Consider the following 14,628-nt stretch of genomic DNA (forward strand, 5'->3'; position numbering starts at 1 on the left):
TAGCCATGCCTCGTGCGTTGCCGATCTTGCTCTTGCTATGCCTGTTCTTCGCCGTCAACGCGGCGCAAGCCGGCTTCCGCTCGTTCAGCGAACGGGACGCCAGCGCCTTTTGCAGCGCCGACGCCAGTCTCGGCATCAATCAAATATCCAGCCCCGGCTGGCAAGCGCGTTTCCAGCCGCTGCCAGACGGCAAACTGGCGCGCGGCTACGGCCACGACACCTGCTGGCTGCGGCTCCAGCTACATGATGTGCCGCCACGGCCCTGGCTGGAGCTGATCCCCAGCTATTTGGCCCGCTTAAGCTTATTCCAACCCCTGCCAGACGGCGGCTGGCGAAGGCAGGACATCGGCTCCTGGCGGCCGATGTCCGCGATGGAGCTGCCGCTGATGGCCGCCAGCTTTTCCCTGCAGCCGCGCGAACAGACCGTGTTCGTCAAGATCCAGTCCCTGGCTCTGAACGCGCAGCCGCGCCTGTGGAGCGAGCCGGATCTGGTCGCCCACCACAACGAGCGCCTGCTGCAACTGGGCCTGATTTACGGCTATATGCTCACCATGGTGCTGATCGCGCTGGCGGCCTGGCTTATCACCCGCCAAGCGCAGCACGCCAAGCTGTTCGGCTACATCCTGGCGGTGGCCTGCCATCGATTCGCCACCGACGGCATGGCACGCCTGCTGCTGTTTCCGGAGCAGCCCAAGATCGCGCTGCTGTGCAATTACGTCGGCCTGGGCGCCGCCGTCATTCTGGGTTGCGCCTACTTCGCCCATCTGCTGGAGCTGAAGCGAGACTACCCGCGCACCTACCGGCTATACCAGTTGCAGGCCGCCACCGGCGCCGCCACCGTGCTGTGCGCGCTGTTTTGGCCGTTTGGCCTGGCCTACAGCATTCCGGTCACGCTCTACGCCGTCATCTTCATCAATCTGCTGACCTTGCCGGTCTGCTGGCGTCTATGGCAACGCAACGATAGCGGCGACCGCCTGATCGCGCTGCACCTGCCCACCAATCTGGCGCTCAATATCCCCGCGCTGCTATTGCACCTGGGGCATATCCCCTATCAATCCTGGATCCAGGAATACGGCCGGCTGGCCGACCTGCCGCCCATCACCCTGCTCTACATCGGTCTGTTCCTGCGCATGCGCACGCTGGAGCGCGAACGCATCGAGGCGCTGCACCAGGCCAGCCAGGCCCAGGCCGATAGCCTGCGCCAGCGGGAGGCGCGCGAGGAGCAGACCGACCTGCTGGCGATGATCACCCATGAAATCCGCACCCCGGTGGCCATCATTGACGCCGCCAGCAGCAGCTTGCGTCTGCTGGAAGAGGACGCGCCGGAGCCGACGGTGCTCGCACAGCGCCAGGCCCGCCACGAGCGCATTCAGCGCGCGCTGCTGCGGATGCAGGAATTGATGCGGCTGGCCGAACAACACGGCCGCGCCGATGTGAGCGACGCCAGACTGCACGCGCAATCGCTGGACTTGCTGGAGCTGACCCGCCACAGCCTGGAACAGCTGGACGCGGATGAGCAGCGGCGGTTCCGGCTGCAAATCGGCCAAGAGCGCATGCCGCTCTACGGAGACGCGCAGCTGCTGTCGGTGCTGTTGCAGAACCTGATGGAAAACGCCCTGAAATACGCGCACCCGGACACCCCCATTCAAATCGGCATCCGCCGCCAAGCCGACCGCATCGTCTGGCAGATCAGCGACCACGGCCCCGGCATCGCGCCGGGCCAGGAAGAAGCGATTTTCCAGCGTTTCACTCGGCTGGCGGAGACCAGCAACCGTCCCGGCCTGGGGCTAGGCCTCCATCTGGCGCGGCGCATCGCCGTTCAGCACGGCGGCGAACTGGGCCTGGACCCTGACTGGCCGCACGGCGCTAGTTTCATCTTGTATCTACCGAAAGCCGCTCATGACGCATATAGCCTTGCTTGAAGACAATCCGGACCTGCGCGAAGAGTTGCTGTTCCAGCTCAAACGCTGCGGCTATCAAGCCACCGGCCTGGCTTGCGGCCAGGAGTTGGAGCGGCACTTGGCCGAGCATCCCTGCCGCTTGCTGATTCTGGATCTGGGCTTGCCCGATATCGACGGCATGGCGCTCAGCCGGAGGCTGCGCGCCAGCCACCCAGGCCTGGGACAAGTCATGCTCACCGCGCGCGGCGCGCTGGACGACAAGGTTCAAGGCTTGCAGCAAGGCGCCGACGCCTATCTGGTCAAGCCCACCCCGCTGGCGGAATTGCTGGCCACGCTGGCCAGCGTGCTGCGGCGGCTGGACGGCGACGCGGCGGAACGCGCCGACGGGTGGCGCTACCACGCCGCCAACCGCATGCTGACCGCGCCCAACGGCCAGCAGTTGCACCTGACCCACGCGGAACACCAAGTGCTGAGCGCAATGCTGCGGCGCGCGCCGGAACCGGCGCACCGCCGCGAATTGGCGGAAGCGCTGGGCGCCAATTACCTGCACTACGATGAGCGCCGGCTGGAAACCTTGATCAGCCGGCTGCGGCGCAAACTCAGCGGCATCGCGCCGCAGCACAATCCCATCCTGGCGGCCCGGGGCGTGGGCTATGGGTTCAGCGAACCCTGCCAGCCGCTTTGACCAGACAAATAAAACGCGGCCCGGAATCGGGCCGCGTATGGGCGGGGCGAGAATGGACGCCGGCTCAACGGCTGCCGGATTTCTTGCTGTCTCTCTCCTGTTGCCTGGCTTCGCGCTCGGCGGCCCGGATGGCGGCCAACTCCTTGGCCCGCTTTTCCCACGCCAGCCATTCGGCCGGACGTTCCAGCGTGATGCGGCCAATATTGCCATCGCGAAAATCGGTCAGCACGATCTCGGCCGCCTTTTGCACATTGATCTTGCCGCCGGACTGCACCGCGCCGCGCTTGCGGCCTATCATTTCCAGCACCTGCCAGTCCTGCTGGCCGGCGATGTCGTCCAGCTTGTAGCGCGCGGTCAATTCCGGCGCATAGTGCTGGAGCAGATACTTGAGCAGCTCCAGCGCCACTTCCTCCTCATCCATCGCATTGCGGCCCACCGCGCCGCTGGCCGCCAGATTGTAGCCGCCCTCTTCCACCTCGATCTTGGGCCACAGCATGCCTGGGGTGTCGAATAACTCCACGTCGTCGGCCAGAATGATGCGCTGTTCATTCTTGGTAACGCCCGGCATATTGCCGGTCTTGGCCACTTTGCGGCTGCTCATGCTGTTGATCAGCGTGGATTTGCCAACGTTGGGGATGCCGCAGATCAACACCCGCAGCGGCTTTTCCAGGCCGCCGCGCGTCGGCGCCAGCTCGCGGCAGGCCGCCACCAGCTTCTGAGCGGGCGCGCGTTCGCCGGCATCCATGCCCAGCGCCTGGGTGTTCTTCTTGGCGCGATACCATTCCAGCCACTGCGAAGTGGCGGCGGCGTCGGCCAGATCCTGCTTGTTCAGAATCATCAGCCGCGGCTTGCCCTTGGCCATGCGCGCCAGCATGGGATTGGCGCTGGAAGCCGGCAGCCGCGCGTCCAGCATTTCAATGACCACGTCGATGTCTTTCAATCGCTCGGCCACATCTTTGCGGGCCTTGTTCATATGGCCGGGGAACCATTGGATTGCCATGCTTCTAGCGCTTTCTTATCGGATCAAGTAGATAGGTTAGACCATTATGGTCCAGCTCCTGCATCAATTGCAGCAGGCGGCCAATTTCGCCGGGGGGAAATCCTTCGCGGGCGAACCAGTTCAGATAGTTGCCGGGCAGATCGCAGATCAGCGTGCCCTTGTGTTTGCCAAACGGCATGGCCCGGGTCACCAGGCTTTGCAAATCATCGGCTTGCATTGCGGCTCCCTTCAAGCAAGTTGCGCATTGTGCCAAAACCGCGGCGCTCTGACCATGCCCGTTGCCCGGCTACGGCTTGACATGGCGCAAACGCGGGCGGGGTTTAGCTGGGGACGAGCAGGCACGGGGTTTAGCATGTAGGCGGCCTTCAAAAACCAGCGGCGTTCGCCGCCCATTTTCCGGTTCGCGCAGAACCCTTGCGGGCGCCGGGCATCATCCATGTCCGCACCCGCCTTTTTTACCGCTTTACTCCGGCATCGGCTTGCCGTCGTTGAAATTCAGGAAACCGCGCACAATGCGGTAGACGTACCACACCCAGGTGACGCCCAGGATCACGAAGCCCACCAGGATCCAGGCCAGGGCCACGCCCAGCACGGTGCCGAGCAAGGCCCACCAGAAAGTGCGGATCTGCCAGTTGAAATGGCTCTCATAACGCGTGCCGCGCGCATCGTCGCGCTTGACGTAGTTGATGATCACCGCCACCAGGCCGGTCAGGCCGACAAACAGGCTGATTGCCTGCAGGATATAGACCACAAGGGTCAGATTATTCAGTTTGCGTTCGTCTTCTTGCGTAATCACGTCCATCGACATCATGCCTCCCCGGCTCAAAATTTATGCAAAACAATTAACAAGATACCCTAGCCAGCAGCGCTTGCAAGCGCTGCTCGCAATGCCGCGTCAATGCCGCCTCCGCTCTGCCGCCGGCCAAAGCCAGCGCCACTTCGGCGCTGCGGCTCCAGGCTTGCAGGCAAGATTCGCCGCCGGCGTCCGCCACCAGGATGGGCAGCGCCGGCGCAAACGGCTGGCCGGTCTGTTCGGACCACGCGCGGCAGCGACGGTTCGCCAAATCCAGCAGGGAAAAGCTCTCCGCCGTCACCAACACATGGCTGAGACCCAGCAGCAGAATGCGCGCCGCCAGCCAATCCGCCGCATCGGCCAGCCGCGCCGAGGTCTCCCCGCTCCGTTCGCGCCAGCGTTGCGCCGCCAGCAGCATGGCCATCGCGCGCAGTTGCGGCAAGCGGCTTTCCAGCACGCCGCCGTCGCGTCGCGCGGCGGCCATCCACGCGGCGTCCGGCGCCGGATGGTTGGCGTAGCGTTCGCCGTCGGTCAACACTCTCACCGGCACGGCGTCGCAAGGACATAGCAGGGACCAAGACTGGCGCGCGATTTGCGCGGCATCGCTGACTTCATTCATGGAACGGACCTCCTGGGGTCGGGCCTGGCTTCCGGAGGTCATGTATTTCGGGGAGGAAAAACAAATGCCGCCGGTAGCGCGGCGGCATTTATCGGGAATCTTTACTAGTGCTGGATCAATCTTTCAGTTCACAGCCATCCCTTGGCGCCGCCGGTGTGCGGTACCAATAAAAATAGCTGTTGAAGAAGGCGAAAGATTGAGTCATGTCGTCCATGCTGCCAATAATCGGCCCGGCTTGTCAAGAAAAACCCCGGAGCGCGCTCCGGGGTTTCGCCAAATCATCCCGTTCACATATTGGGATAGTTGGGGCCGCCGCCGCCTTCCGGCGTGGTCCAGACGATGTTCTGGCTTGGGTCCTTGATGTCGCAGGTCTTGCAATGCACGCAGTTCTGCGCATTGATCTGCAAGCGCGGCTCGCCTTCTTCGCGGCCGACGATTTCGTAAACGCCGGCCGGGCAGTAACGCTGTTCCGGCGCATCGTATTTGGCCAGATTGAGCGCCACCGGCACGCTGGCGTCCTTCAGCTTCAAATGCGGCGGCTGATCTTCTCCGTGATTGGTGTTGGAGATGAACACCGAGGACAGGCGATCGAAGGTCAACACCCCGTCCGGCTTGGGGTAGGCGATGGGCGAGCACTCGTCGGCCGGTTTCAGGCTTTGATGGTCGGCCTGGTGATGACGCAGCGTCCACGGCGCCTTGCCGCGGAACAGGAAGGTGTCCAGCGCCGAATAAATCATCGCCGGCCACAGGCCCCAGCGGAACGACGGCCGGATATTGCGCACTCGGTGCAACTCCTCATGCAGCCAGCTCTGCTTGAACTTCTCGCTATAGGCGGTGGCTTCGCGCGCGGGCTGCTCCTGGCCCAGCAGTTCGAAAACCGCTTCCGCCGCCAGCATCGCCGACTGCATCGCGGTGTGCGTTCCCTTGATCTTGGGCACGTTGAGGAAGCCGGCGGTGTCGCCCACCAGCAAGCCGCCGGGGAAAGTCAGCCGCGGCAGGCTTTGCAGGCCGCCTTCGGTCAAGGCGCGCGCGCCGTAGGACAGGCGGCGGCCGCCCTCGAACACCTTGCGGATCGCCGGGTGGGTCTTGAAGCGCTGGAATTCCTCGAACGGCGACAGGTAGGGGTTCTGGTAATCCAGGCCGATGACGAAGCCCACCACCACTTGGTTGTTCTCCAAGTGGTACATGAAGGAACCGCCGTAGGTGGCCGTGTCCACCGGCCAGCCCACGGTATGGGTGATGCTGCCCGGCTGGTGCAGTTCCGGCTTCACTTCCCACAACTCCTTGATGCCGATGCCGTAGGTTTGCGGATCGGCACCGTCGTGCAGGCGGAAACGCTCAAACAAGGCCTTGGTCAAGGAGCCCCTACAGCCTTCCGCGAAGATGGTCTGCTTGGCCCACAGCTCCATGCCGGGCTGCCAGGCGTCGGTCTTTTCGCCGTCCTTGCCGATGCCCATGTCGCCGGTGGCCACGCCCTTGACCGAGCCGTCCTCGTGATAAAGCACTTCGGCGGCGGCGAAGCCGGGGTAGATCTCCACGCCCAGTTCCTCGGCCTGCTGGCCGAGCCAGCGACAGAAATTGCCGAGGCTGACGATGTAGTTGCCGTGGTTGTGCATCTGCGGCGGCGTCGGCAGCTGGATGGATTCGGTCTCAGTCAGCAGCAGGAAGCGGTCGGACTTGGCCTCGGTGTTCAGCGGCGCGCCTTTTTCCTTCCAGTCCGGAATCAGCTCATTGAGCACCCGCGGTTCGATCACCGCGCCGGACAGGATGTGGGCGCCGATTTCCGAGCCCTTCTCCAATAGACAGACGCTGACCTCCCGGCCCTGCTCCGCCGCCAGTTGCTTCAGGCGAATCGCCGCGGTCAGCCCGGAGGGGCCGCCGCCGACGATCACCACATCGTATTCCATGTAATCGCGTTCCACTGCATCTCCTTAATCGCGCGCCGGGTTCAAAAGCCCCGCTACCGCATGCATGTTGCATGGCGCGCGATCAAAAATCAAACAACCGTTTAAAAACTGTCAGACGCCCGACCGTCGCCCGCGCGTCTGACTTCAATCTGTAAGGGCTCGCCCTGTTGCAAATGCACATCGCGCTGCGGAAAAGGCAGCTCGATGCCGGCCTTGGCCAGCGCGCCGTCTATCATGTGGCGCAAGTCGCTGGCCACCTGCACGGAGTCGGCATCGCCGATGTCCAGCCAGTATTCCAGTTCAAACTCCAGCGCGTCGACGCCGAAGTTGCTGAACAGCACCCGAGGCGGCGGTTCCTTGAGCACAAGGCCATGACGCTCCGCCTCCGCCAGCAACAGATTGCACACCTCGCGCGGCGGGCTGCCGTAAGCCACGCCGATGGCGATTTTCCGGCGAATTCGCCGGTTGCTGTACGTCCAGTTGGTCACCGCACTCTCCACGAAGGTGGAGTTGGGGATCAGCGTTTCGATGCCGTCGCCGGCGCGCACCACCGAAGAACGCAGCCCTATGCTGCTGACGGTGCCGCTGATGCCGCCGACCTGAACGAAATCGCCCACTTTCAGCGGCCGTTCCACCAGCAGCATCACGCCGCTGATCAGGTTCTTCAGCAGGTTCTGAGTGCCGAAGCCGATGCCGATCGCCAAGGCGCCGCCCAGGAAGGCGAACACCGTCAGCGGAATCTTGACCAGATTAAGCGCGAACACCACCAGCAGAGCGATCACGCAGACATAACTCCAACGCCACCAGATATTGGCGGCGGCTTCGCTCACGCCCAAGCGATGCGTGGCCAAACGCCGCAAAGCGCGCAGCAACGCAGTGCTGGCGGCGTAGCCTATCAGCAGCACCAGGATGGCGCCCAGACTCTTGCCGATGGTCACGCTGCGGGTGGCCTGCACTTTCTGGCCGTTGATTTCCACGCTGTCGTCGGCGCTGAACAGCTCATAATTCCACAGCGCCCGCGACGCCTGCAACACGCGCTCGCTTAGCCGGCGGGACACCTCCTGCGGCGTGCCCTCCGCCGGCGCGCCGACATCGAACTCCTGCTGCAGCAGCAGAATGCCGATCAAAGCCGCCTGCACCGGCTGCTGAGCGGCGTTGATGATGTCCAGCCGCTGGCGCAGCAGTTGCAGCATGGCCAGCGCGTGGCCGCTGCCGCGGTCCAGGCCGATCTCATGCTGCACGTCCGCCATCTTGGCCATCGTCAGCTCGGCCTCTTTTTGCAGATAGTCGCGCACCGCGCCCAACTCCTCGCCGGCCTGGCGGCTGGCGCTGGCCACTTCGGCCAGGTTGGCCGCCTTGCCGGCGTACAGCTGGTAGCGGTATTCCCAAATACCGCCTTCCTGTGAATTGGCCTCTTGCCGGATGCGCGTCAGTTGCACCGCGAGGTCGCTATTGTCCAGAGCCTGGCGTTGCTCGACTGTGCGCTGGGTCAAATCCTGTAACAGGGCAGCCTGCGCCGGCGCGTCCTTTTTAAGCTTCAACGCGGCCAGCTGCCTCTCCAACTCCTCCAACTCGGCCTTGGCCCGGCGGCGGCGCTGCTCATGCGCTCCCATTTCCCGCTCCAGTCGCAGGCGTTCCTCTCCCAGCCGCCTTTGCACCCCGTCCAGCTCAGCCGGCTGAAAGCGTACCTGTTTGCCGATGCCGTCCAGTTGCTTGCGCCAAAGTGCCAACTGCGCCTGCAATGTTTGCTGGCGGATGCGCAGCACCTGTCCCAAGGCATCGAACTGCAGCAACTCCGACGCGCTGATGTCGCGACGCCAACGCGCGCCGTCCATCTTCCAGCGCAGCGCCTCGGCCTCTCCGGCAGCCGCGCCCTCCAACTGTTCACGCGCCTGGCGCAAGCTCACTTCATTAAGCTTGAGGCTATTGCGCATCGCTTCCTGCATCTGCGACAGCATCAGTTGCTGAGCCTGCTGGGTCTCTTTCTCCCAGCCTCCAGTCTGCAAGCGGCTGCGCAAGCCTTCCACCAAGGACACCGGATAAGGGCCGGCTTGCGCGAAGCCGCTCCAGTTCCGTAAAGCCTCCTCGGCCTCGGCTTGCTGCCTCAGCCGCTGATCGCGTTCGCCCGCGAGATCCAGCTGCCAGGCGTAGGACGCCACCAGACGCTCCAGCAAGGCACGGCGAAACAACAGCTCTCCCGGCGTCACGCCGGCCGGCAGCTTGTCCAGCTTGATGGTTTCCAATTGATCCAGCGCCTGCTGCGCCTCGGCCAGCTTGTCCGTCAGGCTGACAGCGGGCGCCGAAGCCGCCTGCTTCGCCGCGGGCTTGGGCATTGTCGGCAGAGCCGCGTAAGCCGCGGAGCTCGACAAAAACCCGGCAAGCAGACAACAGGCGAAAATGAAGCGGCTCTTCACGCTAGGCATTTCATTCAACATGACGGTGGACCTTGCCCTAGCGCAGACCGCCGGCGGCAACTCGACGGCGCATTTTCGCACGAATCCGCGCGCGACACCCAGACGCCTAAAATGCCGAAAGCATCTCCATGCTTCAGATCACGCCCGCGCCGCGCAAACGGGCGATAGCCTCGGCGTCGTAACCGGCCTGCTCCAGCAAGGCGTCGGTGTGCTGTCCCAGCCGGGGCGGCGCGTCGCGATATTGAGGCGGCGTGTCCGACAGTTTGATCGGGCAGGCCACCAGAGGCACCGCCTCGCCGTCCAAACCCGGCAGTTCAATCTGCATCCGCCGGTGTCGGATTTGCGGGTCGGCGAAGGCCTCGTCCACGGTGTTGATCGGCCCGCAGGGGACGCCCGCCTGGTCCAGTTGCGCCAGCCAGGCGTCGCGCGGCTGGGCCAGGAAGCCGGCGGTCAACAAGGGCACCAACACGTCCCGGTACGCGACGCGCTGCGGATTGCTGGCGAAGCGGGGATCGTCGGCCAATTCCGGGCGGCCAATCAGTTCGCACACCGAGCGGAACTGCCGGTCGTTGCCGCAGGCCAGGATGAAGTGGCCGTCGCCGGCGCACTTGAACACCTGATAGGGCACAATATTGGGATGGGCGTTGCCCAGGCGCGGCGGCACCGCGCCGCCCACCAGCCAATTCATGTTGACGTTGGCCAGCATCGCCAGCGCGCAGTCGAACAAAGCCATGTCGATATGCTGACCGCGACCGCTGCCTTGCCGCGCCCACAAGGCGGCCTGAATCGCGTTGGCGGCGTAGAGCCCGGTGAACAGATCGGTGACCGCCACCCCCACTTTGTGGGGTTCGCCATCGGCCGGGCCGGTGATGCTCATCAACCCGGACATGCCCTGCACGATGTAGTCGTAGCCGGCCATCTGCGCGTACGGTCCGTCCTGACCGAAGCCGGTGACCGAGCAGTACACTAGCCGCGGGTTGAGTTCGGCCAGGCTGGCGTAATCCAGCCCGTATTTGGCCAAGCCGCCCACCTTGTAGTTTTCGATCAGCACGTCGGCGTCGGCGGCCAGCCGGCGGACGATTTCCTGCCCCTCCGGCTTGGCGATGTCCACGGTCAGCGATTTCTTGCCGCGGTTGGCGCACAGAAAATAGGCCGCGGTGCCATCCGGCAGGCTGGGCGGCGCCCATTGCCGGGTATCGTCGCCGCAGCCTGGGCGCTCCACCTTGATCACTTCCGCGCCCAGGTCGGCCAGCAACTGGCCGGTCCACGGCCCGGCCAATACCCTGGACAAATCCAATACCTTGATGCCTTCCAGCGCGCCCGTCATCTGCGTCTCCCGATACATCGGTCCATCGAAAAAAAGCGGCCCGGCAAGCCGGGCCTCCAAGGACAGACAGGAATAACGGCGCGGCCGGCCTCCCGGCCGCGCCGGCTTATCAGGCGAACGCCTGAATACCGGTCTGGGCTCGGCCCAGAATCAAGGCATGCACATCGTGCGTGCCTTCGTAAGTGTTGACCGCCTCCAGGTTCATCACATGGCGGATTACGTGGAATTCGTCGGCGATGCCGTTGCCGCCGTGCATGTCGCGCGACAGCCGGGCGATGTCCAGCGCCTTACCGCAGTTGTTGCGCTTGATCAGCGAGATCATTTCCGGCGCGGCCTTGCCCTCGTCCATCAAACGTCCCACGCGCAGCGCGGCGTGCAGGCCCAGCGCGATCTCAGTCTGCATATTGGCCAGCTTCAGCTGGATCAGTTGGTTGGCGGCCAGCGGGCGGCCAAACTGCTTGCGGTCCAGCGTGTACTGACGCGCCGCGTGCCAGCAGAATTCGGCGGCGCCCAGCGCCCCCCAGGCGATGCCGTAGCGCGCCTTGTTCAGGCAGCCAAACGGCCCTTTCAAGCCCTTGACGCCCGGCAGGATGGCGTCTTCCGGCACCAGCACATCGTCCATCACGATCTCGCCGGTGATGGAGGCGCGCAGCGAAAACTTGCCGTGGATCTTGGGCGCGGACAGACCCGCCATGCCTTTTTCCAACACGAAGCCGCGGATTTCGTCCTCGTCGTCCTTGGCCCAAACCACAAACACATCGGCCTGCGGACTGTTGGTGATCCACATCTTGCTGCCGTTGAGCAGATAGCCGCCGTCCACTTTGCGCGCCCGCGTCTTCATGCTGGCCGGGTCCGAGCCGGAGTCTGGCTCGGTCAGGCCAAAACAGCCCAGCCATTCGCCGCTGGCCAATCGCGGCAGGTATTTGTCTTTCTGCGCGTCCGAGCCGTAAGCCCAGATCGGATGCATCACTAGGCTGGACTGCACACTCATCGCCGAGCGATACCCAGAATCCACTCGCTCCACCTCGCGCGCCACCAGGCCGTAGGCCACGTGGCTGAGGCCTGCGCAGCCATAACCTTCGATAGTGCAACCCAGCAGCCCGAGCTCGCCCATCTCGTTGATGATTTCGCGGTCGAAGCGTTCTTCGCGGTTGGCGCTCAACACCCGCGGAAACAGCTTGTCCTGACAGTAGTCATGGGCGCTCTGCTGCACCATGCGTTCTTCTTCGCTCAGGCATTCCGCCAAAAGCAAAGGATCGTCCCAACTGAACGGCGCGCGACTGGAAGGGGCTGCCATAAGTTCTGTCTCCGCGTTATCTTGTTCCGCATTGCGGAACTTAGTTTCACATTGCAGAATAGGCTAATCGCCGTCTGGACGGATGTAAAGCGTTTTTGCGAAACTCGACGCCCGCCCGCAGCGCGCAACCCAAGCGGAGGCTCACCAAACAAGATGGATGCAATGGATTTGGAAACAGATAAGGACCGGTTGTTCGTCACCGCGCTGGCGCGCGGGCTGGAAGTACTGGCGGCGTTTCGCCCTGGCGAGCTGGCGCTGTCCAACCAGGAGCTGGCCAAACGCACCGGCCTGCCCAAATCAACAGTGTCGCGTTTGAGCTACACCCTGACCCGGCTGGGCTATCTGGCCCAGGACGAGGCCAGCGGCCACTACCGGCTAGGGCTGGCTGTGCTGGCTTTGGGCTCCACTGTCCTGGCCAGCTACGACATCCGCCAGATCGCCGGACCGCTGATGCGCGAGTTCGCTCTGGAACAGGGCATGTCCATCAGCCTGGCGCTGCGCGACGGCAGCGATATGGTCTATCTGGAGACCTGCCGCAGCCCGGCGCGCATTTCGGTACAGCTGACCGTGGGCTCGCGGGTACCGCTAGCCACCACCGCCATAGGCCGCGCTTATTACGCCGGCTTGACGGCGACGGAGCAACTCAAGCTGCAGCCGGTGCTGGCCGCGCGCTACGGCGCGGAATGGGGGGAAATCAGCACGCGCTTGGAGGAGGCCCGCCAAGACTATCTGCACCAAGGCTATTCCGCGTCCTTTGGAGAGTACGAACCGGATGTGATGGCGGTGGGCGTGCACTTGGCCGTGCCCGGCCAGCCGGCGATGGCGCTGAACGCCAGCGGCCCGGCCTTCGCCTTGAACGAAAGCGCGATGCGCGAACGCATCGCGCCGGCCTTGAAGGCCTTGCGTCAGCGGCTGGCACCGCTGGGCTAAGAACCTGTTTACGATTGGCTGTGCGTCGTGGAGCGTTACACGGTGAGTACGGCTTCGAAATGCTCATGTACCGTGTGTACACTCCGCTTTCTCGGCCGTTTTCGCCTTGTCTCGCTCTTGCTCGCTAGATTTTGAACAGGCTCTAAGCGCGCGAGACCGTTCGCCGGGTTCAGGCGGACTGGATGTAATGGACCAGGTGATTGATCACCTGCTCCTGCTCCTCTATGGTGGCGCGGACCAAGTCGCCAATGGACAACATGCCCATCACATCGCTGCCTTCCAATACCGGCAGGTGGCGAATGCGCTTTTCGGTCATCAGGCCCATACAGTCGTCCAACGTTTGGCTGGGCGTCACGTAGACCACGCGGCTGGTCATGATGTCTCGCACCTTGGTGCCGGCGGAAGTGCGTCCCTGCAACACGATGCGCCGCGCGTAATCGCGCTCGGAGAAGATGCCGACGATGCCGCCCTCCTCCATCACCAGCACCGCTCCAATATCGTTTTCCGCCATCACCTGCAAAGCCTGGAACACCGTGCTCTCCGGGTTCACATAGACCAAGGCGCGGTTTGGCTTGCTGTCCAACAACTGTCTTACCGTTTGCATGCATGTCCCCTTTCAAACCGGCAATCCGGCCGTTCCCGTAGCCCTCTCCCACCGCCGGACGACGCGGACGAGCGCCTACCAATCCACTATAGCGCAGGCTGCGACGCCTCGGTAAGCACGCAAGCCTGCCCGCCATCCCCAAGCCGAGACCTCGCGGCGCGTCAGGCCCGGATCATGGTGCCGACGCCCGCGTCGGTCAGGATCTCCAGCAACAGCGCATGCGGCACGCGCCCATCGATGATGTGCACCGCGTTGACGCCGTTGCGCGCCGCGTCCAACGCCGAGCTGATCTTGGGCAGCATGCCGCCATGTATGGTGCCGTCGGCGAACAAGCCGTCCACTTGCAGCGCGGACAAGCCGGTCAACAACTTGCCGTTCTTGTCCAACACGCCCGGGGTATTGGTCATCAACACCAGCTTTTCCGCGCCCAGAGTCTCCGCCAATTTGCCGGCCACCAGGTCGGCGTTGATATTGTAGGCTTCGCCGTCTTCGCCGACGCCTATGGGCGCCACCACCGGGATGAAGTCCTGGCTGTCCAGCAAAGACACCAGCGACGGATCGATGCCGGAGATTTCGCCCACCTGGCCGATGTCGATCTCATCATCGGTTTCGGACTTCAAATACATTTTGCTGGCGCGAATGAAATGCCCGTCCTTGCCGGTCAGGCCCACCGCCTTGCCCCCGTGCTTGTTGATCAGCGAGACGATTTCCTTGTTCACCAGGCCGCCCAGCACCATTTCCACCAAATCCATGGTGTCCGAGTCGGTCACGCGCATGCCCTGAATGAACTCGCCCTGCTTGCCAACGCGGTTCAACAGTTCGTTGATCTGCGGCCCGCCGCCGTGCACCACTACCGGGTTGATGCCCACCAGCTTGAGTAAAACCACGTCCTTGGCGAAACCCTCTTTCAATGCCGCGTCGGTCATGGCGTTGCCGCCGTACTTGATCACCAGGGTCTTGCCGGCGAAACGGCGGATATAGGGCAGGGCTTCGGCAAGAATCAGGGCTTTTTCTGCTGCATCGGTCGGCACGGCGTTCTCCATGGTTGCGCCGGACCGTTGCCGGCCGGCGATATGACGGTTCTGACCTAGTGGTCTGATCTGTTGCATTTTAATCAAACCGGTTAATGAACTGTAATTTATTAATTGCAG

Annotated in this window: 13 protein-coding genes; 3 read left to right on the top strand and 10 right to left on the bottom strand. The window is 63.6% G+C overall.

Features of this window, described 5'->3' with window-relative positions:
* Nucleotides 1-5: 5 nt before the first annotated feature.
* Both DXT74_RS22175 and DXT74_RS22180 read left to right on the top strand, forming a co-directional pair.
* The gene (locus DXT74_RS22175) at nt 6-1,922 is read left to right on the top strand and encodes an ATP-binding protein (RefSeq protein ID WP_194427009.1); all 1,917 of its coding nucleotides are present in this window, start codon (nt 6-8) and stop codon (nt 1,920-1,922) included.
* On the top strand, nt 1,900-2,586 hold the full coding sequence (locus tag DXT74_RS22180; RefSeq protein ID WP_081555504.1) for a response regulator transcription factor: 687 nt from the start codon (nt 1,900-1,902) through the stop codon (nt 2,584-2,586). Before DXT74_RS22175 ends, DXT74_RS22180 begins: the two co-directional genes overlap by 23 nt.
* 64 nt (nt 2,587-2,650) lie before the next feature.
* Here the strand turns inward: DXT74_RS22180 and ylqF are convergent, their stop codons facing one another.
* The 8 genes from ylqF to DXT74_RS22220 all read right to left on the bottom strand — a co-directional run bounded on the left by ylqF (nt 2,651) and on the right by DXT74_RS22220 (nt 11,943).
* Complete coding sequence (ylqF, locus tag DXT74_RS22185) at nt 2,651-3,586, bottom strand: ribosome biogenesis GTPase YlqF (RefSeq protein WP_043638016.1); 936 nt, start codon at nt 3,584-3,586, stop codon at nt 2,651-2,653.
* A gap of 4 nt (nt 3,587-3,590) precedes the next feature.
* On the bottom strand, nt 3,591-3,803 hold the full coding sequence (locus tag DXT74_RS22190) for a DUF3820 family protein (protein WP_019100859.1): 213 nt from the start codon (nt 3,801-3,803) through the stop codon (nt 3,591-3,593).
* A 246-nt stretch (nt 3,804-4,049) separates the two neighbouring features.
* Nucleotides 4,050-4,388 (bottom strand): DUF4870 domain-containing protein, encoded by a 339-nt coding sequence (locus DXT74_RS22195; RefSeq protein WP_043638081.1) that lies wholly within the window; start codon nt 4,386-4,388, stop codon nt 4,050-4,052.
* Between the two features lie 40 nt (nt 4,389-4,428).
* Complete coding sequence (locus DXT74_RS22200; RefSeq protein WP_019100861.1) at nt 4,429-4,998, bottom strand: hypothetical protein; 570 nt, start codon at nt 4,996-4,998, stop codon at nt 4,429-4,431.
* A 287-nt stretch (nt 4,999-5,285) separates the two neighbouring features.
* Nucleotides 5,286-6,905 (bottom strand): electron transfer flavoprotein-ubiquinone oxidoreductase, encoded by a 1,620-nt coding sequence (locus tag DXT74_RS22205; RefSeq protein ID WP_043638073.1) that lies wholly within the window; start codon nt 6,903-6,905, stop codon nt 5,286-5,288.
* A gap of 101 nt (nt 6,906-7,006) precedes the next feature.
* Nucleotides 7,007-9,238, bottom strand: coding sequence for a mechanosensitive ion channel domain-containing protein (locus DXT74_RS22210; protein ID WP_194427010.1), 2,232 nt, complete (start codon nt 9,236-9,238; stop codon nt 7,007-7,009).
* Nucleotides 9,239-9,452: 214 nt separating this feature from the next.
* Nucleotides 9,453-10,646 carry a CaiB/BaiF CoA-transferase family protein gene (locus DXT74_RS22215; protein ID WP_114154956.1) on the bottom strand — a complete coding sequence of 398 codons (1,194 nt, stop codon included), beginning with the start codon at nt 10,644-10,646 and terminating at the stop codon, nt 9,453-9,455.
* 109 nt (nt 10,647-10,755) lie between these two features.
* Nucleotides 10,756-11,943, bottom strand: a complete 1,188-nt coding sequence (locus DXT74_RS22220) for an acyl-CoA dehydrogenase (protein WP_043594164.1) — start codon at nt 11,941-11,943, stop codon at nt 10,756-10,758.
* Nucleotides 11,944-12,105: 162 nt separating this feature from the next.
* Between DXT74_RS22220 and DXT74_RS22225 the strand changes: the two genes are divergently transcribed.
* The gene (locus DXT74_RS22225) at nt 12,106-12,873 is read left to right on the top strand and encodes an IclR family transcriptional regulator (RefSeq protein ID WP_081555508.1); all 768 of its coding nucleotides are present in this window, start codon (nt 12,106-12,108) and stop codon (nt 12,871-12,873) included.
* A gap of 169 nt (nt 12,874-13,042) precedes the next feature.
* On the opposite strand, the gene DXT74_RS22230 is transcribed toward DXT74_RS22225, so the two are convergent.
* Together DXT74_RS22230 and argB are read right to left on the bottom strand one after the other, a co-directional pair.
* A complete protein-coding gene (locus DXT74_RS22230; protein WP_019100867.1) occupies nt 13,043-13,477 on the bottom strand; it encodes a CBS domain-containing protein in 435 nt (144 codons plus the stop codon).
* Between the two features lie 161 nt (nt 13,478-13,638).
* A complete protein-coding gene (gene argB / locus DXT74_RS22235; protein WP_370551734.1) occupies nt 13,639-14,508 on the bottom strand; it encodes an acetylglutamate kinase in 870 nt (289 codons plus the stop codon).
* Nucleotides 14,509-14,628 lie beyond the last annotated feature (120 nt).

Source organism: Chromobacterium sp. Rain0013, from assembly GCF_015291765.1.
Lineage (GTDB): Bacteria > Pseudomonadota > Gammaproteobacteria > Burkholderiales > Chromobacteriaceae > Chromobacterium > Chromobacterium haemolyticum.